Annotated in this window: 18 protein-coding genes; 11 read left to right on the forward strand and 7 right to left on the reverse strand. The window is 68.1% G+C overall.

The window, feature by feature from the left end; genetic code table 11:
* Position 1: 1 nt before the first annotated feature.
* The 5 genes from cpaB to M3M27_RS07255 form a co-directional block, all read right to left on the reverse strand.
* Entirely contained in the window at positions 2-988 is a 987-nt protein-coding gene (gene cpaB / locus M3M27_RS07235; protein ID WP_434027606.1) for a Flp pilus assembly protein CpaB, read from the reverse strand.
* Positions 989-1029: 41 nt separating this feature from the next.
* Positions 1030-2129, reverse strand: a protein-coding gene (locus M3M27_RS07240; RefSeq protein WP_151023642.1) for an IS3 family transposase whose coding sequence is annotated in 2 segments (ribosomal slippage) — positions 1030-1880 and positions 1880-2129 — 1101 coding nt in all. Because the reading frame shifts where the segments join, the coding sequence is not laid out codon by codon here.
* A gap of 144 nt (positions 2130-2273) precedes the next feature.
* On the reverse strand, positions 2274-2732 hold the full coding sequence (locus tag M3M27_RS07245) for a TadE/TadG family type IV pilus assembly protein (RefSeq protein ID WP_434027607.1): 459 nt from the start codon (positions 2730-2732) through the stop codon (positions 2274-2276).
* A gap of 22 nt (positions 2733-2754) precedes the next feature.
* Positions 2755-3288: an A24 family peptidase gene (locus tag M3M27_RS07250; protein WP_434027608.1), complete on the reverse strand. Its 534-nt coding sequence runs from the start codon at positions 3286-3288 to the stop codon at positions 2755-2757.
* A 17-nt stretch (positions 3289-3305) separates the two neighbouring features.
* Positions 3306-3494, reverse strand: coding sequence for a Flp family type IVb pilin (locus M3M27_RS07255; protein WP_434027609.1), 189 nt, complete (start codon positions 3492-3494; stop codon positions 3306-3308).
* A 606-nt stretch (positions 3495-4100) separates the two neighbouring features.
* Here M3M27_RS07255 and M3M27_RS07260 point away from each other — a divergent pair.
* The 11 genes from M3M27_RS07260 (at position 4101) to rlmH (ending at position 20579) form a co-directional block, all read left to right on the forward strand.
* The gene (locus M3M27_RS07260; protein WP_434027610.1) at positions 4101-4940 is read left to right on the forward strand and encodes a helix-turn-helix domain-containing protein; all 840 of its coding nucleotides are present in this window, start codon (positions 4101-4103) and stop codon (positions 4938-4940) included.
* Positions 4941-5150: 210 nt separating this feature from the next.
* Entirely contained in the window at positions 5151-11240 is a 6090-nt protein-coding gene (locus M3M27_RS07265; protein WP_434027611.1) for an ESPR-type extended signal peptide-containing protein, read from the forward strand.
* 40 nt (positions 11241-11280) lie between these two features.
* The gene (locus tag M3M27_RS07270; protein ID WP_434027612.1) at positions 11281-12081 is read left to right on the forward strand and encodes an OmpA family protein; all 801 of its coding nucleotides are present in this window, start codon (positions 11281-11283) and stop codon (positions 12079-12081) included.
* A gap of 284 nt (positions 12082-12365) precedes the next feature.
* Positions 12366-12977: a DUF998 domain-containing protein gene (locus M3M27_RS07275; protein ID WP_434027613.1), complete on the forward strand. Its 612-nt coding sequence runs from the start codon at positions 12366-12368 to the stop codon at positions 12975-12977.
* Between the two features lie 99 nt (positions 12978-13076).
* Complete coding sequence (gene leuS, locus M3M27_RS07280) at positions 13077-15719, forward strand: leucine--tRNA ligase (protein ID WP_434027614.1); 2643 nt, start codon at positions 13077-13079, stop codon at positions 15717-15719.
* Between the two features lie 425 nt (positions 15720-16144).
* On the forward strand, positions 16145-16720 hold the full coding sequence (lptE, locus tag M3M27_RS07285) for an LPS assembly lipoprotein LptE (RefSeq protein WP_434027615.1): 576 nt from the start codon (positions 16145-16147) through the stop codon (positions 16718-16720).
* Between the two features lie 40 nt (positions 16721-16760).
* Positions 16761-17792, forward strand: a complete 1032-nt coding sequence (gene holA / locus M3M27_RS07290; protein ID WP_434027616.1) for a DNA polymerase III subunit delta — start codon at positions 16761-16763, stop codon at positions 17790-17792.
* Positions 17789-18463, forward strand: a complete 675-nt coding sequence (gene nadD, locus M3M27_RS07295; protein WP_434027617.1) for a nicotinate-nucleotide adenylyltransferase — start codon at positions 17789-17791, stop codon at positions 18461-18463. Before holA ends, nadD begins: the two co-directional genes overlap by 4 nt.
* Positions 18464-18520: 57 nt before the next feature.
* Complete coding sequence (rsfS, locus tag M3M27_RS07300) at positions 18521-18928, forward strand: ribosome silencing factor (RefSeq protein ID WP_140718903.1); 408 nt, start codon at positions 18521-18523, stop codon at positions 18926-18928.
* Between the two features lie 36 nt (positions 18929-18964).
* Complete coding sequence (locus tag M3M27_RS07305) at positions 18965-20086, forward strand: J domain-containing protein (RefSeq protein ID WP_434027618.1); 1122 nt, start codon at positions 18965-18967, stop codon at positions 20084-20086.
* Positions 20087-20108: 22 nt separating this feature from the next.
* Complete coding sequence (gene rlmH / locus M3M27_RS07310) at positions 20109-20579, forward strand: 23S rRNA (pseudouridine(1915)-N(3))-methyltransferase RlmH (RefSeq protein ID WP_140718901.1); 471 nt, start codon at positions 20109-20111, stop codon at positions 20577-20579.
* A 200-nt stretch (positions 20580-20779) separates the two neighbouring features.
* Here rlmH and M3M27_RS07315 read toward each other — a convergent pair whose 3' ends face one another.
* Positions 20780-21439, reverse strand: coding sequence for an energy transducer TonB (locus M3M27_RS07315; RefSeq protein ID WP_434027619.1), 660 nt, complete (start codon positions 21437-21439; stop codon positions 20780-20782).
* Between the two features lie 276 nt (positions 21440-21715).
* A complete protein-coding gene (locus M3M27_RS07320) occupies positions 21716-22453 on the reverse strand; it encodes an SIMPL domain-containing protein (RefSeq protein ID WP_434027620.1) in 738 nt (245 codons plus the stop codon).
* Positions 22454-22597: the final 144 nt, after the last annotated feature.

Raw genomic sequence — 22597 nt, forward strand, 5'->3', positions numbered from 1 at the left:
ATCAGGGAGAAGAAAGCGTGCCGCTCTGGCCGCCACGGATGATTTCGAGAGAGGGGCCGGCGGGCCGGCGGATGCTGCGCTGCTGCGGAGCCGCCACGCGAGTCGGAGACGCGGTGTTGCGACCGGCCAGCGCCGCGCCGTCGATGCCCGCGAACGCAGTGTTCTCCGGCGTCGAGGCGGTCTCGCGCAGGCTCGGATCCAGGTCCAGGCGCGGCGTGAGCACGTTGCGCGGGCGTGGGAACAGGCTTTCGTCGGGCCGGCCGGGGTCGGAGGGATGGCGCAAGGCGAGGAACAGCTTGCCGCTTTGCGCACCGAGCAGCAGCCGGTTCGCCTCTTCGACCGGGACGGCCAGCACCGCGCTGCGCGGTTGTGCGGCCCGTGCCTGGCTTCCGGAGGTGCCGCCGCCGCTGCGGCTGGCGATGCTGGCCGCCCGGCTGCCTTCCGGGGGCTGGGAGGCGCCGGATCCCGCATCGTCCGTGGACGGTGGAATGGAATCGATGTCCTGGGTACCGTAGCCAAGTACCCGCAGGTGCGAAAGCAGCAGGCGCGACTGGCTCTCATCGCCTTCCTGTTGCTGCAGGCCACGCTGCTTGTCCTTGAGGCTGAGGAAGACGTCGACGTAGTCGCCCGGGACGATGCGATTGCCGACGCCGGCCAGTTCGTCCACGGGCACCGCCAGCGCGCGCTCGCCCGGCTGCAGGTTGAGGGCCAGGCCCTCCGCCAACTGGTTGCTCGTCAGCGGCGTGCCGCTGCCGATCGCCACGGCCGGCACCTTGCCGATCAGCGGCGCGGCATTGGCGAATCCGCCCGGCGGCAATGCCGCCAGCGGCGCCATGCGCAGGTCGCCCGTGGTGATCGGTACGCCGGCGGGAAGATCACGCGCCGCCACCACCACCGCGACCTCGCCGCGCAGCGTGGACGTCGTCGTGGCGACCGGCGCGGCCGGCTTCGGCTTGCGCAAGCCCATCGCGATCGCGACGACCAGCAACAGGCCGGCGAGGGTGACCTGAGTATGGAACTTGTAGCCAATCAGGCAGTGAGTCCGGGGTTGATGGTATCGGGTTTCGACCAGTTCCGGCGAACGCTCGCCGGGGGTTTGTAACCATGGGCGCTGTGCGGCCGCTGCTCGTTGTAGAACTGCCGCCAGCGTTCGATCAGTACCTTCGCCTCGGCGCGGCTGCGGAACCATTCGCGGTTCAGCAGCTCGTCCCGCAGCTTGCCGTTGAAGCTCTCGACGAAGCCGTTCTGCCACGGGCTGCCCGGCGCGATGAACGCCGGGCCGATCGCCGCGTCGCGCAGCCAGCGCATCACCTTGGCTGCGGTGAACTCGGCGCCGTTGTCGGAGCGGACAAAGGCCGGCTTGCCGTAGAGCCGCATCAACCGCGACAGGGTCAGGATCACGTCCTGCGCCCGCAGGCTGGCCCCGACCTCGATGGCCAGGCACTCCCGGGTGTATTCGTCGATCACGCACAGCATCTTCAAGGCGCGCCCGTCGACCATCTGGTCGTGGACGAAGTCGTAGCTCCAGACGGCATTCGGGCGAACCGCGCCCGGAAGGCGGATATCGTTGCCGGATCGGCGGCGACGCGGCCGGCGGCGGGGAATGTTCAAGCCCAGCCGACGCCACAGGCGCCGCACCCGGGCCTCGCCCAGGTCCAGCCAGGCCGCCATCCGGCGATACCCGAACCGCGGCACCTTCGGCGACGCGGCCAGCAAGCGCTCGGCCACCGCCTGGTCCTTGGCGGCCTGGCGCGGGGCGTAGCTGGCGATGCGGCGGCTCAAACCCAGGTAATGCAGGGCCTTCCGCTGCGAGATCCCCCGACGGACCAGCACCTGGACCGTGTCGCGTCGTTCCGACGGGGTCGTCATTTTTTTCGGACGATCTCCTTCATCCCGTCGATGACCAGCATCTGCTCGGCCACCAGCCGCTTGAGCCGGGCGTTCTCGGACTCCAGGTCTTTGAGCCGGCGGGCGTCGGGTACATCCAGGCCGCCGAACTTGTTGCGCCAGCGGAAAAAGGTCTGCTCGGTCAGGTTGTGTTTCTTGCACAGCGCCTTGATCGACATGGCGCCGACCTCGGCCTCACGCAGGATGCCGATGATCTGTTCGTCGGTGAATCGCTTCTTCATGGAGCTCTCCTTGCCTGTTAAGGGTAGAGAACTCACCAGCCAACTGGCTACACGATCCGTCTCAGGTCAAGGGCGACCAACAGCAAGGCAACGGTCCTGGTCACTTTCTGCATCGCCGGTTCTCCTTGTTGCGAATTTGAATAATCAGTTGCCCATGTCGAGCTGGGCCACGGCGGAGCTGGTCAAATCGCCTACCGTCCAGCCGTAGAGCGCCACGGTGCCGGGCAGGAAGGGATGGTTCTCGTAATCGTAGGAAACGGTGACCCGCATGCACTGAAGCCCGGCGGTTCCCGTGCACGCCACGGACTCGACGGCGATGGGGGCGGCACTGGCGCTGCTGCAGTTGGGGGTCTGCCGGGAGAAATCGAGCAGCCATTGCATGGACCGGCTCGCGGCCGTGCAAGCGGCCTGGCGGCGCTCGGGAAGCGTGCCATAGCGCAGCGAGGCTCGCGCGCCTTCGGCTGCGGCAAGCGACAGCGTCTGCTTGGCGGCGAAGATCATCACGCCGGTAAAGGTCAGCATGAGCAGCGGAACGATCCCTAGAATTAGCATCAACGAAAATTCAATAGTGACGACGCCTGCGGCGTTTCGTCGACGCTGCATTTCATGGGGCTTCGTTGATTTTTTATGGGTTAACCCAGGCATTTGTGAGTTTATCCATGGAAAAAATCATCGCGGAGAATGCGAGATAGGCGGCGTAGGGTATGCCCTTCCTGCCTTGGCGCGCCTCCATCATGCGGCGATGCAGCGGTGCCTCATCCAGCCTGCGCTGTGAATATTCAATGGTTGTGCGTAATGGTACCGGTAGAAATTCCACTAGACGTGGGACTGATAAAACTACAACTGCGTGTAATCCAGCCAAAAGACTCGCGCCGATCCAGATAGGTAGCATCGGCTGATAGCCCAGGAGAAAGCCCAGCGTGCCGAAGAACTTAACGTCACCGGCTCCCATCAATCCGAATGCGTAGAAAGGTAGCAGCACCAGCCCACATAACAGCCCGACAAGAGCTTGGAGAGGGCTGGGGCTGCCGTTTTGCAGGCCGATGGCGATCGCCCCGGTCAGTAATGCTGCAAGCAGCACACCATTCGATACGCGCCTTGAATACAAGTCGCTGAGGGCAACCTGCACGCAAAGTAGGCAGAGAATGGTGGTCGTCATCTGGAAAATTAGCCTGGTTAAGGCGTGGTGCCGGTGGTTCCGGAGGCGATGTCATTGAGCCTGGTGAAGAGGGTTTTGAAAAAATCAGCTAGCTCATCTCTTGCAACAGTGACGAGCACTCCTGCAACTACAGCAGCGAGAAGCCCATACTCCAAAGCCGTAACGCCATCTTCCTCACGCAGAAAACGCTTGATCGAGCTAACCATGGTGGATCTCCTTGTCAGTGGTCGGGTTCGCCTGCGTGACAGGCAACACCCGGGGGGAATCGGTATCGATTGATACCGAATGGTTGCTTGGCGAAATGAATGGGCGAGGTGAGGCGAGTGGCGAGGCCCGACCCACCTGCGCGGGACTAACTGTCTGGTCTCATGGCATTCCCCTGCTTATGCCGAAACGTAGGGCTTCGCCCCGTTAGCATCGATACTCAGGCAAAAATCCGCATGCAAATGCGCAAAAACGGCAAATCGACGCTTCCCAACGTGATTTTCATCGCAATGGACATCATCAGTGGACCGGTGTGAAGATTTCTTCACGCGGCGTTCGCACGCGAATTACATAGTAGCATCCGGGACAAGCCGGGCACGAATTCACGGAGATGATTCGGCCCCCGGCTTCGGCTGGAGCAAGACCGCGAGCGTGCCGCCCTCGATGGGGCGAGGGCGCGCTTCGGGCAACACAAAGAGGACCTGGGGATTGTTATGGAAGGTGCCGGCGACAGGCCAAGAGCGTTCGACCTCGTCGGATTGGGGGGATTGCTGCGGGTCTGCGAGATCGAACTGGTGCTCCTGGACGGGAACGGGCCGAATGCGACCGTGACCAGCCACGTCCACGACGAGGCGCTGTTCTGCACGATCAAGACGGAGTTCGCCGCGCGCGGACGTTTCATGCTGCCGTTGGATTGGTGCCTGCTCGGCTATATCCATCGCACCGACGATGCGATGAGCTGGTGCCATGGCGCGATGATGGCGACGGGCAGCGTGGTGACGCTGATGCCCGATGGCGTGAGCGAGTTCGCGCTCAGCGCCAACAGCTGGGTGACGCTGGTGATGGTGCCGGTCAAGCGGCTGCGCCAGAAGTTCAACGAGCTGCACCTGGGCGACCGCCCCGGCCATTCGCTGGCGCTGCTCAACCCGGGGCCGTCGAACCCGCTGCGGCGCTACTACGCGGAACTGCAGCAACGCCTGGTCGAGGGGCCTGCATCGATGGCCGACCTCCGGCTGGACGACGTGCTGGACCAGCACCTGCGCGGGATCCTGGCGACCAGTCCGCTCGATCGCGCGGTCAAGGGCAAGGGGCGGCGCGGGCATTACCTGATCCTGCGCAAGGCCGAGGACTTCATGCGCATGAACCTCCGCCAGAACATCTACATGAACGAGATCTGCGCGGCGGCCGGCGTCAGCGAGCGGGCCCTGCGCTACGCCTTCGACGACATGCTCGGCATCTCGCCCAACCGCTATCTGTCCATGCTCCGCCTCTGCACGGCCTGCCGCAGCCTTTCGTCGGCCGACGCGGGCAGGAAATCGGTGAAGGCCATCGCGCTGAGCTGCGGGCTCTGGGACCTCTCCCGCTTCGCCGAGAACTATCGCCGCGTGTTCGGGGAACTGCCGCGCGAGACGCTGATGCGGCAGTCGGGCAGTGCCGAGTACGCGTAATGCACGTATTCGGCATCTTCCGGTGCCGGGACCGACGGGGAAACCGGCCGCTGCCGTAAATGTGCATTGGCGTGCCGGATTTCGCCAACGACTTGCCGTATTGGCTTCTTTGCCTGCCGAAACGGAGTAAGAACGCGGCGCGCGAAAATCTGTAATGGCTCCTACAACGCCGGCATCGGGTGGATGCCGCGGAATACAGGGAGCAAGCATATGAATCGCATCTACCGGCTGGTGTGGAATCACCGCCTGAACGCTTTCGTCGTCGGCTCCGAGCTGGCGTCCGCAAGGGGCAAGAAGAGCAGCGCCGACCGGCAGCTGCAGACGCTGTTGGCCTCGCCGCTGGCTTTCGGCCTGGCCTTGTTCGCCGCGGGGTGGCATGGACAGGCCTTCGCTGCCGATCCGCGCATGGACGAACTGCTGGACCTCGCCGGCAAGTACGCCACCCCGGCGCCGGTGCTGACGCTGCCGGAGCCCGGGACCTCGTCCGCGGGCGCCGCCGTCGTCTCCGCCGCAAACACGCTTTCCACTTCAACGCGTTCCACGGCGCTGTCCGTGTCGTCGGCTGTCACGCCCCTGCGGTCGGCGGCACGGACAACGTCTCTTGCTTCCGCGCCTGTGCGCAGCGCTTCGAGCGCAGCGAAGGCGAGCATCCGGGCCGCCGTGCCCGCGACGCTGGGCCTGGTCGATGCCGCTGGCGGCCTCGTCGCGGGTTCCGCGCCGGCGAGCGGCGCCAGCCTGCAGGAGCCGATCGCACAGATCGTCGCGCATGTGCAGGACAGCATCGCGCTGAAGGATGGCAGCCAGCTCGTTGGCGCCCCCGGCGATGGCCCGCTGGTCGGCCGCGACAATCCGATCGGACCGGTGAAGGACGTGGTGGCGACCACCGCGAGCCTGGTCGAGAACGGCCATGGCGGCAAGTTGCCGACCTCGCTCGGTGGCGCGCTGACCGAGGTGGTCGGAAAGACCGGCAAGCTGGTCTCCGGCACCGGCCAGGTGCTCGACAAGACGCTGAAGGGCGTGACCGGTTCGACGTCTCTGGGTGGTGTCGTCAGTGGTGCCACCCAGAACGTCGAAACGGGCTTGAACGCGACGACTTCGTCGCTGGTGGCGGGCAACGTGCCGGGCGTGGTGGATCGCGTCAGCGACACCGCGCAGTCGCTGGTGACCACCACGACCAAGGGCCTGGATGCGGTGCTGACCGGCACGGCCGGCGGCACGGTGGGCCTGGGCAAGGTGGGCACGGCGGTGAACGGCGTGGTCAACGGCGTGACCGATGCCGCCAGCAGCGTGCTGGCGGGCACCGCCGGCGGCAACAATCCGGTCGGCCAGGTCGTGGACAAGGTGGTTGGCGGCGTCGTGGGCAAGGTCGGCGATACGGTCTCCGGCGTGCTTGCGGCGGGAAGCGCGCACGACGTGCTGACGACCGTGGCGGACCTGACCAAGGGTGGCGGCACGCTGCCGGTTTCGCTCGGCGAGGTAGTGACCGATGTGGCCGGGAAGACCGGCAAGCTGGTCTCCGGCACCGGCCAGGTGCTCGACAAGGCGCTGACAGGCGTGACCGGTTCGACGGCCCTGGGTGGTGTCGTCAGTGGTGCCACCCAGAACGTCGAAACGGGCTTGAACGCGACGACCTCGTCGCTGGTGGCGGGCAACGTGCCGGGCGTGGTGGATCGCGTGAGCGACACCGCGCAGTCGCTGGTGACCACCACGACCAAGGGCCTGGATGCGGTGCTGACCGGCACGACCGGCGGGACGGTGGGCCTGGGCAAGGTGGGCACGGCGGTGAACGGCGTGGTCAACGGCGTGACCGATGCCGCCAGCAGCGTGCTGGCGGGCACCGCCGGTGGCAACAATCCGGTCGGCCAGGTCGTGGACAAGGTGGTCGGCGGCACCGTGAGCACGGTGGGCAACACCGTCGCCGGCGTCCTGGGCGCGAAGAACGGGCAGGACGTGGCGAAGGTAGTGGCGGACACCGGCAGCGACGCGAAGTCGCTGGTGACGACGACGGCCGGCGCCACCAGCAGCTTGTTGTCGAGCATCGGCAGCGGCGGCCAGCCGGGCGGCAACGTCCTGGCCCAGACCCTCAGCGGCGTGCTGAAGGGCACCGTGGACGCGCTGGGCAAGACCACGGCGGGCCTGCTGGATGCGACCAAGCTGGGCGACACCACCGGGAAGGTGGTCGATGGCGTCGCCGCGGTGGTCGATGGCGCCGGCAAGGTGGTGGGCGCGACGGTCGAGAAGGTCACCGGCTCGGAAGCGCTGGCCGACACCGTCACCGGTACCACGTCGGCGCTGGGCAGCGGGCTGAAGGACACGGTGTCGAACCTGAAGGAAGGCGACCTGGTCGGTGTCGTCGATAGCGCCGGCAAGACCGTCGGCAATTCCGGCAGCACCCTCGTATCCGGCGTCACCAAGACGGTGGACCAGTTGACCGGCTCCAACTCCGGCATCGCCGGCGTCGGCAGCACGCTCGCCGGTGCGGTGAGCAGCGTCGGCAACGGGCTGGGCAGCACGGTGGGCAACCTGCTCGACCTGGGCACGTCGTCGCCTGGCGGCGGGACCATCAATGCGGCACCGCCGGTGCCGGCGCAGACCGGCAGCCCGGGCCTGATCATCGGCACCGGCGGCTTCACCGGCTCGTTGAACCAGCTGCTGAGCCCGACCCTGAGCAGCCTGCTCGGTGGCGATGGCTACGTGCGCAACGGCGATCTGGCCATCAACAGCGCCAACGTGGTGCAGACCTATTCCAGCGTGAGCGTGCTCGGTATCCCGGTGGTCAACCTGACCCCGGTCGGGCAGCTGCTGAACGGCCTGGGCGGCGCCACCACCGGCGGCAACTCGCACATGACGCTGATCGGCGGCGTCACCTCCGACAGCTACATCTACAACATCAACAACGGCGATCCGAACGGTCTGCTCGGGCTCATCCTGCCCGACCAGGCGCCGGCCTGGGCCAGCAAGTGCCTGAACGTGCTGGGCGTGGTGGAAGCCGATTGCTGGGCGATCAACGCCGCGCAGGACTACCAGGTGCTGATCGGCGACGGCGCCTATGCCAACGGTTCCAAGGAAGTGGTGATCGGCACCAATGCCCGCCACGAACTGGCCAAGCAGGATGCCAACGTGGCCTTCCCGGGTGCGGGCACCAACGACCCGAACAATCCCACCGGCGTGCCGACGGCCGACTACGATGCGCGGCAGGGCCACTCGGTGGTGATCGGCGACAGCGCCAAGGGCACCGCCAACGCGCAGACGCTGATCGGCGCCGGCGCGAAGTCGGACAAGGCCAATACCGTGGCGTTGGGCTACCAGTCCAACGCCGATCGCGGCGGCATGGACAACTACACCGCGGTCGGCCTGAGCACGCCGCAGACCTCGATCGGCGAAGTGGCGGTGGGCTCCGCCGGGCGCGAGCGGCAGATCACGCATGTCGCCGCCGGCAGCCAGGACACCGACGCGGTCAACGTCGCCCAGTTGAAGGGCGCGGTGATCCAGGCCAACGAACTCGCGGTGACCTACGACACCGATGCTTCGGGCAACCCGGACTACACCCGCGTGACGCTGGGCAAGGGAAGCGCCCCGAACGGGACGCTGCTCGACAACGTCGCCGCGGGCTCGGTCGCCGCCAACAGCCGCCAGGCGATCAACGGCAGCCAGCTGTACCAGACCAATGTGCAGCTGGCGGACTTCCTCGGTGCCGGTACGCAATACGATTCCGCCACCGGCACCTGGACCGCGCCGCAGTTCCAGATCACTTCGGTCGCCACGGACGGCACCACCAATGTTGCGACCTATGGCGACGTCGGCTCGGCGTTCGAAGCGGTGGATGGCTCGCTGACCAACGTCAACCAGCGCATCACCAATATCGACAACACCACCAAGTACCTGTCGGTGTCCTCGACGGCGGCCGCGGCCTCGGCCACGGGCGCGGAGGCCGTGGCGGTCGGCCCGCAGGCGGTCGCCAGCGCGGCCGGCAGCGTGGCGCTGGGTGCGGGCGCGGTGGCGGATCGTGCCAACGCGGTCTCGGTCGGGGCGGCGGGCGCCGAGCGCCAGATCGTCAACGTGGCCGATGCCACCGCGGACCACGACGCGGTCAACCTCAAGCAGCTGAACAGCGCGATCGACAATAGCAACGCGTTCGCGGTCACCTACGACAAGGATGCCGCGGGCAACCCGGACTACACCCGCGTCACGCTGGGTTCGGCCGGTTCCGGCAGCGCCACCGTGATCGGCAACCTGGCCGCCGGCGTGGTGTCGGCCGACAGCAAGGAGGCCATCAACGGCGCCCAGATGTTCGCGCTGGCGCAGGGCACCGCGCTGCACCTCGGCGGCGGTTCCACCGTGGGCCCCGACGGCGTGCCGACCGCGCCGCTGTACGTCATCAACAACATCGGCGCCGACGGCACGGTCACCACCGGCAACTACAACAACGTCGGCAGCGCGCTGGATGCGATCAGCCAGTCCCTGGCGAACGTGAGCTCCAACGACACCGATGCGCTGGCCGTGCACTACGATGCCGACGCCAACGGCGCCGCGACCAACAAGGTGACGCTGAAGGGCGACAACAGCGGTGCGGCGGTGACGATCGCCAACCTGGCGAACGGCGCGGTGGCCGCCGACAGCAAGGAAGCGATCAACGGCAGCCAGCTGTACCAGACCAATGCGCAGCTGGCCACCTTCCTGGGCGCCGGCACGCAGTACGATCCGGCCACCGGCACCTGGACGGCGCCGCAGTTCCAGATCACCTCGATCACCAGCACGGGCGGCACCAGCACTTCGAGCTACGGCAATGTCGGCGACGCGTTCGAAGCGGTGGACGGTTCGCTGAACAACCTCAACCAGCGCATCGACAACATCAATACGGGCGGCAGCAAGTTCGTGTCGGTGAACTCGACCAAGGATGCGGCCTCGGCGACCGGTACGGATGCGATCGCGATCGGCCCCGTGGCCGTCGCAAGCGGTGCCGGCAGCGTGGCGCTGGGCGATGCGGCCTCGGCCACGGCCGCGGGCAGCGTGGCGCTGGGTTCCGGGTCGGTGGCGAGCCGCGCCAATACGGTCTCGGTGGGCAGCGCCGGCGCCGAGCGCCAGATCACCAACGTCGCCGCCGGTACCGAAGACACCGATGCGGTCAACGTCGCCCAGCTGAAGGACTCGATCGGCAAGGCGCAGGCGGGCGTGGTCCGCTACGACACCAACAGCGACGGCAGCATCGACTACAGCCGCGTGACCCTGGGCGCCCCCGCCAATGCCTCCGGCGACGTGGCCGCCGCGGCGGCTGCTCCCGTGACCATCTCCAACGTGGCCGATGGCGCGGTGACCGCCGACAGCAGCGATGCGATCAACGGCAGCCAGCTGCACGAGACCAACACCAAGGTGGCGCAGTACCTCGGCGCGGGCGCGCAGTACAACAACGGCACCTGGACCGGACCGCAGTACCAGATCACCTCGGTGGGCAGCAACGGCAACACCACCCAGGCGAGCTATGGCGACGTGGGGTCGGCGTTCGCGGCCATGGACAGCTCGCTGGTGAACGTCAACCAGCGCATCAACAACATCCAGGTCTCCGGCAACGAATACGTGTCGATCAACTCGTCCAAGGCCGCGGCCGCGGCGACGGGCGCCGACTCGGTGGCGATCGGCGGCGCGTCCACCGCCAGCGGCACCGGCAGCGTCGCGTTGGGCGACGCGGCGGCGGCCAGCGCGGCCAACAGCGTGGCCCTGGGTGCCGGCTCGGTGGCCAACCGCGCCAATACGGTCTCGGTCGGCAGCGCGGGCGCGGAGCGCCAGATCGCCAACGTCGCCGCCGGTACCGCGGCCACCGACGCGGTCAACGTGGCCCAGTTGGAGGCGTCGCAAGCCGGCTCGGTGCGCTACGACACCAACAGCGACGGCAGCGTCAACTACAGCAGCGTGACGATGGGCCGGGGCACCAACACGGTGACCCTGCACAACATCGCCGCGGGTACTGCCGATACCGATGCGGTCAACGTCGGGCAGCTCAATGCCGGCCTCGTCAACGCGATGGACTGGTCGAAGGACTACACCGACCGGCAGATCAAGCGTCTCGACAACCGCGCATCGGCAGGCGTCGCTTCGGCGATGGCCATGGCCGGCCTGCCGCAGCCCACCGAGGCGGGCCGCAGCATGGCGTCGATCGGCGCCAGCTCCTTCGGCGGCGAATCGGGCATCGCGATCGGCCTGTCGGGCGTCTCCGAGGGCGGGCGCTGGGTCTACAAGGCCAGCGGCTCGACCAACAGCCGCGGACAGGGTGGTGTTTCGGTGAGTGCCGGCATCCAGTGGTGATGCCGGTTGACCAGGCGCAATACGCAGGAGGGGCGAAGTCATGCAGACGATGATGAAGATGGTGGTGTTGGGCCTGGCGTCGGCAGCGGCGCTGGGACTGGCGGGATGCAGGAGCGTGGCCGGCGATGGATTCCCGGATCCGGAGCGCGCCTATCCGCGCGGGGGCACGTTCGTCAACATCGACGACCTGCGCCAGTACGCACCGGGGATGAACAAGGACCAGGTCCAGGCCTTGCTGGGACCGCCGCAGTTCAACGAAGGAATGTGGGGCGTCCGCGAATGGAACTACCTGTTCAACCTGCGCCGCAGCGTGGGAGCCGAGCCGGTGCGTTGCCAGTTCCGGATCGAGTTCGACTCGAAGGGCGTGGCCCAGAACCAGCACTGGAAGCCGGAGGCGTGCAGCGCATTGCTTGAGCCTCCGGCGGTGGCGGCTCCGGCGGCACCGCCGCCGCCGCCTCCGGCACCGGTGCGATTACAGACCGATGCGCTGTTCGATTTCGACAGCGCCACGCTCAAGCCGGCTGGGCAGGAGCGGTTGCGGCAGCTGGTGCGGGAAGCCGGCGACCTGGAGGCGGTACGCGACGTCCTGGTGGTCGGCTATACCGATCGCATCGGCAGCGACGCGTACAACCTAAAGCTCTCGCAGCGCCGTGCGCAGGCCGTGCGCGACTTCCTGGTCGGGCAGGGACTGCCCGCCAGCGCGGTACGCGCCGAAGGTCGCGGCGAGGCCGATCCGGTGGCCGAATGCCCGCCCGGCAGCAGCCGGGCGGTGATCGAGTGCCTGGCGCCGAACCGCCGGGTGGAGATCACGGGCATCACCGTGCCGGCCAAGAGCGGCTGAGACACCCGGTCCGTAGGGCGGCGCCAGCCGCGATGGAGCTTGTCCTTTGGAAGGCCAGTATCCCAGTACTGGCCTTCCGCGTGAAAGTCCCATCGTGGCTGGCGCCGCTTCCACAGGGGTGGCCGAACTTGGGGTCCCGCCTGTGGAAGGGCGGATGACAGCCGCTGACATTCGCCTCTTCTGGCGGATTCACCTCGGTCGCCGCAGCGGCGAGAATGGTCGCCTGGGCCGACGCGACATGCACCGCATCGGGTGGTGCAAGTGGCGGCCCCGGGAGATGCCGAGTGTCGAATGTCGTGAAGTGGGGGCGCTGGGCCGCGGCCCTGGTGCCGGTGAGCCTGGTCGTGGCGGTCGCCGGATTCGGTGCCGCGTTGCCCGGCTATTCGCAATGGCGGCATCCGGTCGCGCTGCTGGGCGCCACCGGCATTCCCCATGCTTCGGCTTTCTGCGTGCTGGGCTTCGTGCTGCCCGGCCTGCTGGCGTTCGCGGCGGTGCCGGGCCTGTTGGCGGGCAGCCGCGACAAGCTGCAACGCATCGGCCTGCAACTGACGATGCTGTCGGGCATCGCCTTCTGCGGACTGGGCCTGTTCCCGCTGGATCCTACCGACCTGGACGGCCGCTCCAGCCAGTTCCATGCCACCGCCTGGCTGCTGTGGGCGCTGGCGTTCGTCCCGGGCGCCGGGATGCTGGGCCTGTGGCTGCGGCAGCAGCCCGGCGGCCGGCTGCCGGGCGCGCTCTGCCTGGCAGCGGCCGCGGCGTTGGCGCTGTTGTCGTTCCTGCCGCCCGGCCCCTGGCTGCCGGCCCCGCTGGCGCAGCGCCTGGCATTCCTGGCCTGGGCGCTGTGGTGGCCGCTGGCCAGCTGGACCTGGCCGCGGGCACGGGGCACCGCCCTGTAACAAGGGGAGCGGCGTTCCCCGGTGCCGCCGGGTGGAGCGGCCTGCTGCGCTGCGGTACCCTTTGCGGCTTTGCGCCGTCCCGCGTCCCGACCGCCTTCCATGTCCTCCGCCGAAACCACCGCCTACGACCCGCAGCAGGTCGAATCCTCCGCCCAGTCGTTCTGGGAGTCCACCAAGGCCTTCGAGGTCAAGGAGGATTCGGACAAGCCCAAGTACTACTGCCTGTCGATGCTGCCGTACCCGTCCGGCGCGCTGCACATGGGCCACGTGCGCAACTACACCATCGGCGACGTGATCAGCCGCTACAAGCGCATGACCGGGCACAACGTGCTGCAGCCGATGGGCTGGGACGCGTTCGGCCTGCCGGCCGAGAACGCCGCGATCAAGAACCGGACCGCGCCGGCGGCGTGGACCTACAAGAACATCGACCACATGCGCAGCCAGCTCAAGTCGCTGGGCTACGCCATCGACTGGTCGCGCGAGTTCGCCACCTGCCGCCCCGAGTACTACGTGCACGAACAGCGCATGTTCACCCGGTTGATGCGCAAGGGCCTGGCCTACCGGCGCAACGCGGTGGTGAACTGGGACCCGGTCGACCAGACCGTGCTGGCCAACGAGCAGGTCATCGACGGCCGCGGCTGGCGCTCGGGCGCGCTGGTGGAAAAGCGCGAGATCCCGCAGTGGTTCCTGCGCATCACCGACTATGCCCAGGAACTGCTGGACGGCCTGGACCAGCTGGAAGGCTGGCCGGAATCGGTCAAGACCATGCAGCGCAACTGGATCGGCCGCTCCGAGGGCCTGGAGATCCAGTTCGACGTGCTCGACGCCCGGGGCCAGCCGCTGGATCCGCTGCGCGTGTTCACCACGCGTCCGGACACGCTGATGGGCGTGACCTTCGTGTCCATCGCCGGCGAGCACCCGCTGGCGCTGAAGGCGGCCGCGGGCAATCCTGCGCTGGCCGCGTTCCTGGACGAGCTGAAGAAGGGCGGCGTCTCCGAGGCCGAGCTGGAAACCCAGGAAAAGCGCGGCATGGACACCGGCCTGAAGGCGGTGCACCCGGTCACCGGGGAGCAGGTGCCGATCTGGGTCGCCAATTTCGTGCTGATGGGCTACGGCACCGGTGCGGTCATGGCCGTGCCGGGCCATGACGAGCGCGACCACGCCTTCGCCAACAAGTACGCGCTGCCGATCCGCCAGGTCATCGCGCTCAAGGATGCCCGCAACGACGACGAGCGCACCTGGGAGCCGACCCGCTGGCGCGACTGGTACGGCGACAAGACCCGCGACATCGAACTGATCAATTCCGCCGAGTTCGACGGCCTGGACTACCAGGGCGCGTTCGAGGCCCTGGCCGAGCGCTTCGAGCGCCAGGGCCGCGGCCAGCGCCGGGTCAACTACCGCCTGCGCGACTGGGGCGTGAGCCGCCAGCGCTACTGGGGCTGCCCGATCCCGGTGATCTACTGCGATAGCTGCGGTGCCGTGCCGGTGCCGGAGGACCAGCTGCCGGTGGTGCTGCCGGAGAACGTGGAGTTCAGCGGCACCGGCTCGCCGATCAAGGCCGACCCGGAATGGCGCAAGACCACCTGCCCGGAATGCGGCAAGCCGGCCGAGCGCGAGACCGACACCTTCGACACCTTCATGGAGTCGAGCTGGTACTACGCGCGCTACACCTCGCCGGGCGCCAAGGACATGGTCGACAAGCGCGGCAACTACTGGCTGCCGGTGGACCAGTACATCGGCGGCATCGAGCACGCGATCCTGCACCTGATGTACTTCCGCTTCTACCACAAGCTGATGCGCGACGCGCGGCTGGTGGACAGCGACGAGCCGGCCACCAACCTGCTGACCCAGGGCATGGTGATCGCCGAGACCTTCTATCGCCAGAACGACGATGGGTCCAAGGACTGGATCAACCCGGCCGACGTGGAGGTGCAGCGCGACGACAAGGCGCGCGTGGTCGGCGCGATCCTCAAGTCCGATGGCCAGCCGGTGCTGATCGGCGGCACCGAGAAGATGTCCAAGTCGAAGAACAACGGCGTGGACCCGCAGGCGATGGTCGACAAGTACGGCGCCGACACGGTGCGCCTGTTCTCGATGTTCGCCGCGCCGCCGGAGCAGTCGCTGGAGTGGAATGAGGCCGGCGTGGACGGCATGGCGCGCTTCCTGCGCCGGTTGTGGGCGCAGGTGCACAGGCACGTCGCCGACGGCGCGGCCCCGGCGCTGGACGCCGCGGCGCTGGACGCCGGGCAGAAGGCGATGCGCCGCAAGACCCACGAGACCATCGGCAAGGTCGGCGACGACTATGGCCGCCGCTACAGCTTCAACACCGCGATCGCCGCGGTGATGGAGCTGTCCAATGCCCTGGCCAAGTTCGAGGACGCCAGCGCGCAGGGCCGCGCCGTGCGCCAGGAAGCGCTGGAAGCGATGGTGCTGCTGCTCAACCCGATCACCCCGCATGCCAGCCATGCCTTGTGGCAGGCCCTGGGCCATGCCGAAACGTTGCTGGAGGACGTGCCGTTCCCCGCGGTGGACGAGTCCGCCCTGGTGCGCGATGCGCTGACCCTGGCGGTGCAGGTCAACGGCAAGCTGCGCGGGACCATCGACGTGCCGGCCGATGCGCCGAAGGACCAGATCGAGGCGCTGGCGAAGGCCGAGCCGAACGCCGCCAAGTTCCTGGAAGGCCTGACGATCCGCAAGGTGATCATCGTGCCGGGCAAGATCGTCAACATCGTTGCGGCATAGCCGCAGCGATGTTCATGCCGTCGGATGGAGCCTGACGGCTGCGCCATGCACTTCCATCCCCATCCGTGCTACGCGCGGATAGCCCCAACTTGGAGGCGTACCGGCTTCGTCGCGCATTTCCTGGCCGTCGTCCCCGCGCGAGCGGGGGGGGGCAGCGGCTTCCGCATGCTGCCTATCCTAGGAGCGGCGTCAGCCGCGAAAGGGCTTCCATGCGGAGCCCCGGCGCAGATGCCTTGCCCGAATCCCGAATCCCGAATCCCGAATCCCGAATCCCGGCTTTTCGCGGCTCAAGCCCCACCTGCGCCCCGTCGCATGCGTTGCCGCGCGGGCGAAAACCTTGTCTCAAGCGGCGTTCACGCGGTTTCGGGCAGGCTGTGGCGCTGCTTCCAGTTGCCGCTTCCGGCCCGCTCATCCAGACTGTGCCCATGATCCGATCCTTCATCGTCCTCGTCCTGGTCGCCGGGCTGACCGCCTGCGGTTTCCATCTGCGCAGCAGGCTGGCCCTGCCGCCCGACGTGCCGGCGGTGAAGGTGACTTCGGTGGCGCCCTACAGCGAACTGGTCAAGCTGCTCAAGCGCAGCCTGACCGCCTCCGGCGCGACCATCGCCGACGAGGACGCCAAGACCGGCTTCGCCCAACTGAACGTGCTGTCCGAGCGCTGGGGCGACCTGCCGATCGCGATCGACGCCGAGGGCCGCGCCCAGGAGTACAGCCTGCGCTATGCCGCGATCTTCACCCTGCTGGCGCCGGACGGCTCGGTGATCGTGCCGCAGCAGGTGATCGAGATGTCGCGCGACTACGTGTCGCCGCCGACCGACGCCACCGGTACCGCGACCGAGCGCGAGATCCTGGCCGACGAGCTGCGCCGCGACATGTCCGCCTCGATCCTGCGCCGCATCGACAGCGTGGTGCGCGCCCGCACCAAGAACGGGTTGCCGCTGAGCTCCGGCGCCGTCCCAGCCGGCGGATCCGGCACGACCCCGGCCGAACCGGCCAAGTGAGCGCGCGCCAGCCGATGCTGGCGCATTCAGCCGAAACTCCATGGAACTGCGTCCGGAACAGCTAGCCAATCCGTCGGGCTCGCAGCCGTTGCAACCCGTCTATCTCGTGGCCGGGCCCGAGACCCTGCGCGTGCTCGAAGCGGCCGATGCGATCCGCGCGCGCGCGCGCGCCGAGGGGATCGGCGAACGCGAGGTGTTCGACGCCGAAGGCCGCGACTTCGACTGGAACCAGCTCGATTCCTGCTTCAACGCGCCCAGCCTGTTCAGTGCGCGCAGGCTGGTCGAACTGCGCCTGCCCAGCGGCAAGCCGGGCAAGGAGGGCGCCGAGGTCATCGCCAACTTCTGCGCCAATCCTCCGCCGGACGTGGTGCTGCTGATCACCGCCAACGAGTGGAGCAAGGCGCACCACGGCAAGTGGGCGGACGCCATCGCGCGCATCGGCACGATCGCGGTCGCGTGGGCGATCAAGCCGCACGAGCTTTCCGACTGGATCGAGCGCCGCCTGCGCAGCAAGGGCTTGCGCGCCGATGCCGAGGCCGTGCAACGGTTGGGCGAGCGCGTGGAAGGCAACCTGCTTGCCGCCGCGCAGGAGATCGACAAGCTGGCGTTGCTGGCGCAGGGCGAGACGCTCGACGCCGCGGCGATGGAGTCGCTGGTCGCCGACGCGGCGCGCTACGACGTGTTCCGGCTCGCCGAGACGATGTTGTCCGGCCAGCCGAACGCGGTGATCCGCATGCTGGCGGGCCTGCGTGCCGAGGGCGAGGCCGCCGCGGCGCTGATGCCGATCCTGATCAAGGAATTGATGCGCACGGCGGCCCTGGCCAAGGTGCAGGCGCGCGGCGGCAACCTGGCCGCCGAAATGAAGGGGCAGGGTATCTGGGAGTCGCGCCAGGCCCCGTTCAAGCGGGCGCTGCAGCGCCATGCCGATCCCCGGCGCTGGGAGCGCTTCGTCGCCGAGGCCGGCAAGGTGGACCGGATCGCCAAGGGACGCGGCGATGGCGACGTGTGGGTCGCGCTGGAACGCCTGCTGGTGGCCGTGGCCGAGGCGCGCGCGGTGCGGTTGCTGGCATGAAGGCCGGCCCCGAACTCCACCTCTACTACGGCGGCACGTTCGACCCGGTCCATCAAGGGCACCTGGCCATTGCGCGCGCCGCGCGCGACGAACTCGGCGTGCCCGTGAACGTGGTCCCCGCGGCCGACCCGCCGCATCGCGCGCCGCCCGGAGCCGATGCCGCGCAGCGCGCGCGCATGCTGGAACTCGCCCTGGCCGGCGAGCACGGGCTGATCCTCGACCGGCGCGAGCTCGAACGGGCGGCGCGGACGGATCGTCCCTCCTATACGGTGGACACGCTGGCGGAACTGCGGACGGAACTGGGCCCCCGGGTCCCGATCGCCTGGTTGCTCGGGGCCGACAGCCTGGTATCCCTGGCCGACTGGCACCGCTGGCAGGAGCTGTCGGGCCTGGCGCACCTGGTCGTGGCCGAGCGTCCAGGCGCCTCGCTGGAAACCCAGATGCCGGACGCCGTGCGCGCCCACCTGGATGGCTGCTGGGCCGAGGACGCGGCGGAACTGTCGAGCCTGCCTGCCGGCCGGGCCTGGCGACTGCGCCAGCCGCTGCACCCCGGATCGGCCAGCGAGGTCCGCGACCGCATCGCCTCCGGCGAGCCCTGGCGCGATCTGGTGCCGGCCCCGGTCGCACGCTACATCGACGACCACCGGCTGTACCGTGGCGCCGGTGCCTGAACGCGGCAGGGCGGCCAGTTGCCTATAATTCGCTCCATCCCATCGAGTCATTCGCCTTTGACCAGTCAAGCCCAAGTCATCAAGACCTCCCTTCCCAACCCGCCGCCGCCGCTGCCGGTGCTGCTGGCCACCGTCCGCGACGCCGTCGAGGAGCTCAAGGCCAAGGACGTGGTGGAGATCGACGTGCGCGGCAAGTCCAGCGTCGCCGACTACCTGGTGATCGCTTCGGGCACCTCCACCCGCCACGTCAAGGCGATCGCCGACGAGGTGGTGAAGTTCGCCAAGAAGCTCGACGTGATGCCGCTGGGCGTGGAAGGCGAGCGCGAGGCCGAATGGGTGCTGGTCGATCTGGGCGACGTGATCGTCCACGTGATGCTGCCGCGCGTGCGCGAGTTCTATGCGCTGGAACGGCTGTGGACGGTCGGCGACCAGCCGCCGTCGGACGAGGACGGCGCCGACGATTGATCGTCGCGTCGTTGTCCAGGCGTGGCGGAGTAGGAAATGACCGGAGCCACCCCAAAGAAATCATCGATCCAGGTACGGCTCGCCGAAGGGAGCGACAGCTACGCGGCCTCCGCGGTGCGCAGGCGCTTCGATGGATTGGTGAGCCGGCTGGAGAGCTGCCGGGCCTCGTTGCAGGCCTGGAACGAAGCGCTGCCGCGTTGGCGCGAGCGCTATCACGAGCAGCTCGAACCCTTGTTCCGGCAACGCGACGACCTCGATTGCGAAAAGCTGGATCTGCTCGATCGGGCCCACGCCACCTACAAGCTCGGCAAGACCGACCGTGGCTTCCTGTCCGAATTGATCTGCGCGCTGGCCGGCCCGTTGATCGAACAGGGGCACGTGCGCCTCAAGCCGTTGTACGATCGCCACAGCGCGGTCGGTTACGACGAGAGGGGCGAGGCATCCAGGCAACTGGCCAAGGAACTGCTGGGGGCGCATCTTGGCCTCGCTCCCGACGAACTGGATGAACTCGCTTCGGCCGAGGGGCTGTTCGAGAAGCTGCGCGAGCGCGAGCGGGCCCAGCAGGCGCACGCGCGGGAGCGCCAGGAGCGCGCCCGGGCGCGCAAGGCGCGGAGCAAGGGCAAGCCGGATCCGGCCGAGCCACCGAACCTGCCGCCGGCGCGGGAGCTTTATCGGAAGCTGGCGACGGCGCTGCACCCGGATCGCGAAGCCGATCCGTCCGAACGTGCGCGCAAGACCGAGCTGATGCAGCGCCTCAACCAGGCCTACAAGGCCGGAAACCTGCTGGCGCTGATCGAATTGCAACTGGAGATCGGCCAGTTGCTGCCGGAACAGTTGCGCCGGATGGACGATGCGCGGATATGCGACTACAACCGGGAACTGGATCGCCAGTTGAAGGAAATCGAATCCGAGTTGTTGCAGGTGGAGGAAGGATTCCGCGCCGAGTACGGCCTGACGGGCGGCCGCCGGCTGGACCCTGCCAAGCTCAATGCGTTGATGGCCGGGATCAAGCGCGACCTGGGCGAGGATATCCTCGACACCGAGGCCGAACTCCGGGCATTGCAGACGCAAGCCGAATTCAAGCGCTGGCTCAAAGGCCAGCGCGAGCGGGCCGAATGGGACGCGCAGGCCTTCGGCGGCCTGGGCTCGCCATCGTGATGGGCCGGGAGCATCCGCACGCATGAAAGCCCGGTTGATCGCCACCGGCGAACGCGCGCCCTCATGGGTGGCGCAGGGATTCTCCGAGTACCAGAAGCGGCTCTCGCACTGGCTGCCGCTGGAACTGGTCGAGATCGAACCGGGCCTGCGCGGCAAGGGCCGCGATCCGCAACGGGCGATCGAGGACGAGGGGCGCCGGGTACTGGCGGCGTTGCCGAAGAACCCGCACGTGGTCGCGCTGGATGTGCCGGGACGGCAGCTCAGCTCGGAGCAGCTGGCGCAGCGCCTGGAACATTGGCGCGGGCAGGGGCGCGACCTGGCGTTCCTGATCGGCGGTCCCGAAGGTCATGCCCCTGAAGTCAAGGCCGCCGCCGCCGAACTGTGGTCGCTGGGGCCATTGACCTTGCCGCACATGCTGGTGCGCCTGGTGGTCGCCGAGCAGTTGTACCGGGCCGCGGCGATGCTGGCCAACCACCCGTACCACCGGGGGTGAAGCCCCGATGGTACGGGTGGTGCTAGGGGCATCCTATCCCCGCGCCTTGGGCGCGCCCCCTTAGCAAAGGGGGATCCACACCATGAAGAGGGCCGGGGTTTTTGTAGGAGCGGCTTCAGCCGCGATGGGGCTTTCCCGGGAAAGCCCCATCGCGGCTGAAGCCGCTCCCACGGTTTGTGGATGTCTGAAGCAAGAACGTTCTAGTCCAGCGAGAACGCGATCGGCACCAGGCCGTAGGCCTGGATCGCCTGTCCATCCTGGATCGCCGGCTTGAAACGCCACTGCCGCAGCACCTGGGTACGCGCGGCCTGGTCGAGCACGCGGTGGCCGCTGCTGGATTCGATCGTCACTTGCAGCGGTTTGCCATCCACGTCCACGAGCACGCGCAGCATGACCGTGCCGGTCAACCGGTCCTGGAGCGCGACACGCGGATAGGGCGGTGGCGGAGCGGCCAGGTACTGCAATTGGATGCCCGGGACCGGCGGGGCGAGGGCGGTGGGCGCCGTTGTCTCGGCGATTGGCGCTGCATCGGCTTCCATGGCCGCCACGTCCGGGACGGGCGCATCCATCGTCGGTTGCACCGAGGGGATGTCGAGGGCAACCGGCTGCGTGCGGGGCGCGGGAGCGGTGCGGGGCTGCTCGGGTTGCACCTGCCGCGGCGGCGGAGGTGGGGTCGGAATGAGCTCGGGAAGCTGCCAGCGTACCTGGATGCGTTCCGGCGGCGCGGCGGCAGGGTGGTAGGACAGCGGGGCGAGGAGCAGCGCGAGCGCCAGCACGTGCAAGGCGATGGCGGCACTGAAGGCGAGGACGCGGGAGGGATCGATGCCGGGAAAGCGCGGCGCGGAGTGCGTGCGAACCATGATTCCACCTCCTGGAAGGACCTGCGGAAAGGAAGCAGCGGTAGCGCCCTGCGGATCCTGCAGGGCAATTCCATCATGGTGCGCGGCCAGGGCCGATGGGCAGGGGCGTGCCCATCGTCGTTTGGCTGGCGTTGGGGATCGATTGCCGGGATCGGGGGTGTACCAGCCGGTTCGAGAAAATCCGATTGCTTAGTAACTGTCCCTGCCCCAGGTCGTTCCGGCCGTACGCCGCTGAACAACGGGGCGCCCTGTCCCGGTAGGGCGCCCCCGGACGGATTACTTGCCCAGTTCGAACGTCACGTCCAGGTTGACCGACAGGCTGGTTTCGCCGGGGGACACCGGCGGGGTGGCGGCATCGGCCGCCATCGCCTGCATCCGCATCATCGGCATCGGGCGCACGCCGCCGCCGCGACCCTCGGAGATGCTGACGATGCGGCGCACTCGCAGGCCGAGCGACTTGGCATAGGTCTCGGCGCGCGCCTGGGCCTGTTTCAGGGCGGCGATGCGGGCTTCGTCGTAGACCGGCTCCGGCTTGTCGATCTCGAAGCTGGGGCCGTTGATCTGGTTGGCGCCCTGCGCGGCCAGCACTTCCAGCACCTTGCCCAGGCGGGTCAGGTCGCGGACCTTGAGGTTGACGGTGTTGCTGGCCTGGTAGCCGGTGATGCGCGGGTTCTCGCCTTCCTTGTAGGTGTACTGGGGATAGAGCGTGATGCCGCTGGTCTGCACGTCCTTCTCGGCGATGCCGGCGCCGCGGATCGCCTGCATGACCTTTTCCATCTGCTGGGCGTTCTGGCGCATCGCGGTGTCGCCGTCGGGCGCCTGGGTCACGACGCCGGCCGAAAGCGAGGCCACGTCCGGCACGCGCTTGGCCTCGGCCTCGGAGGCGATGTTCAGCAGGGTGCCATCGGCCGGGATGGCATAGGGGGCCACGGTCTGGGCATGGGCGGTCATGGCAACTCCGGTGGCGAGGCTCAGGGCGAGCAGGAGCGGGGTCGAACGAAGGGTGGTGCGCATAGACGTCTCCTTGGTTAGCGCGTGTCATGGATTCCGGGATGGGACGCGTGGGCCTTCAGCGGCGCCGGTTCCGTGCCGCAGACGGTCCACCCTGCGGGACATGCTTCCCCAGGCCGCTTCGCGTCCGCCCCAACTCCATGACGC

The sequence above is a fragment of the Xanthomonas boreopolis genome, assembly GCF_046529185.1.
GTDB classification, from domain to species: domain Bacteria; phylum Pseudomonadota; class Gammaproteobacteria; order Xanthomonadales; family Xanthomonadaceae; genus Pseudomonas_S; species Pseudomonas_S boreopolis.

Excerpts from the sequence above, each read along its gene's own strand:
- M3M27_RS07245 (WP_434027607.1), bottom strand. The coding sequence starts at position 2,732 with ATGCAGCGTCGACGAAACGCCGCAGGCGTCGTCACTATTGAATTTTCG.
- M3M27_RS07250 (WP_434027608.1), bottom strand. The coding sequence starts at position 3,288 with ATGACGACCACCATTCTCTGCCTACTTTGCGTGCAGGTTGCCCTCAGC.
- M3M27_RS07255 (WP_434027609.1), bottom strand. The coding sequence starts at position 3,494 with ATGGTTAGCTCGATCAAGCGTTTTCTGCGTGAGGAAGATGGCGTTACG.
- M3M27_RS07265 (WP_434027611.1), top strand. The coding sequence starts at position 5,151 with ATGAATCGCATCTACCGGCTGGTGTGGAATCACCGCCTGAACGCTTTC.
- M3M27_RS07270 (WP_434027612.1), top strand. The coding sequence starts at position 11,281 with ATGCAGACGATGATGAAGATGGTGGTGTTGGGCCTGGCGTCGGCAGCG.
- leuS (WP_434027614.1), top strand. The coding sequence starts at position 13,077 with ATGTCCTCCGCCGAAACCACCGCCTACGACCCGCAGCAGGTCGAATCC.
- lptE (WP_434027615.1), top strand. The coding sequence starts at position 16,145 with ATGATCCGATCCTTCATCGTCCTCGTCCTGGTCGCCGGGCTGACCGCC.
- holA (WP_434027616.1), top strand. The coding sequence starts at position 16,761 with ATGGAACTGCGTCCGGAACAGCTAGCCAATCCGTCGGGCTCGCAGCCG.
- nadD (WP_434027617.1), top strand. The coding sequence starts at position 17,789 with ATGAAGGCCGGCCCCGAACTCCACCTCTACTACGGCGGCACGTTCGAC.
- M3M27_RS07305 (WP_434027618.1), top strand. The coding sequence starts at position 18,965 with ATGACCGGAGCCACCCCAAAGAAATCATCGATCCAGGTACGGCTCGCC.
- rlmH (WP_140718901.1), top strand. The coding sequence starts at position 20,109 with ATGAAAGCCCGGTTGATCGCCACCGGCGAACGCGCGCCCTCATGGGTG.
- M3M27_RS07315 (WP_434027619.1), bottom strand. The coding sequence starts at position 21,439 with ATGGTTCGCACGCACTCCGCGCCGCGCTTTCCCGGCATCGATCCCTCC.
- M3M27_RS07320 (WP_434027620.1), bottom strand. The coding sequence starts at position 22,453 with ATGCGCACCACCCTTCGTTCGACCCCGCTCCTGCTCGCCCTGAGCCTC.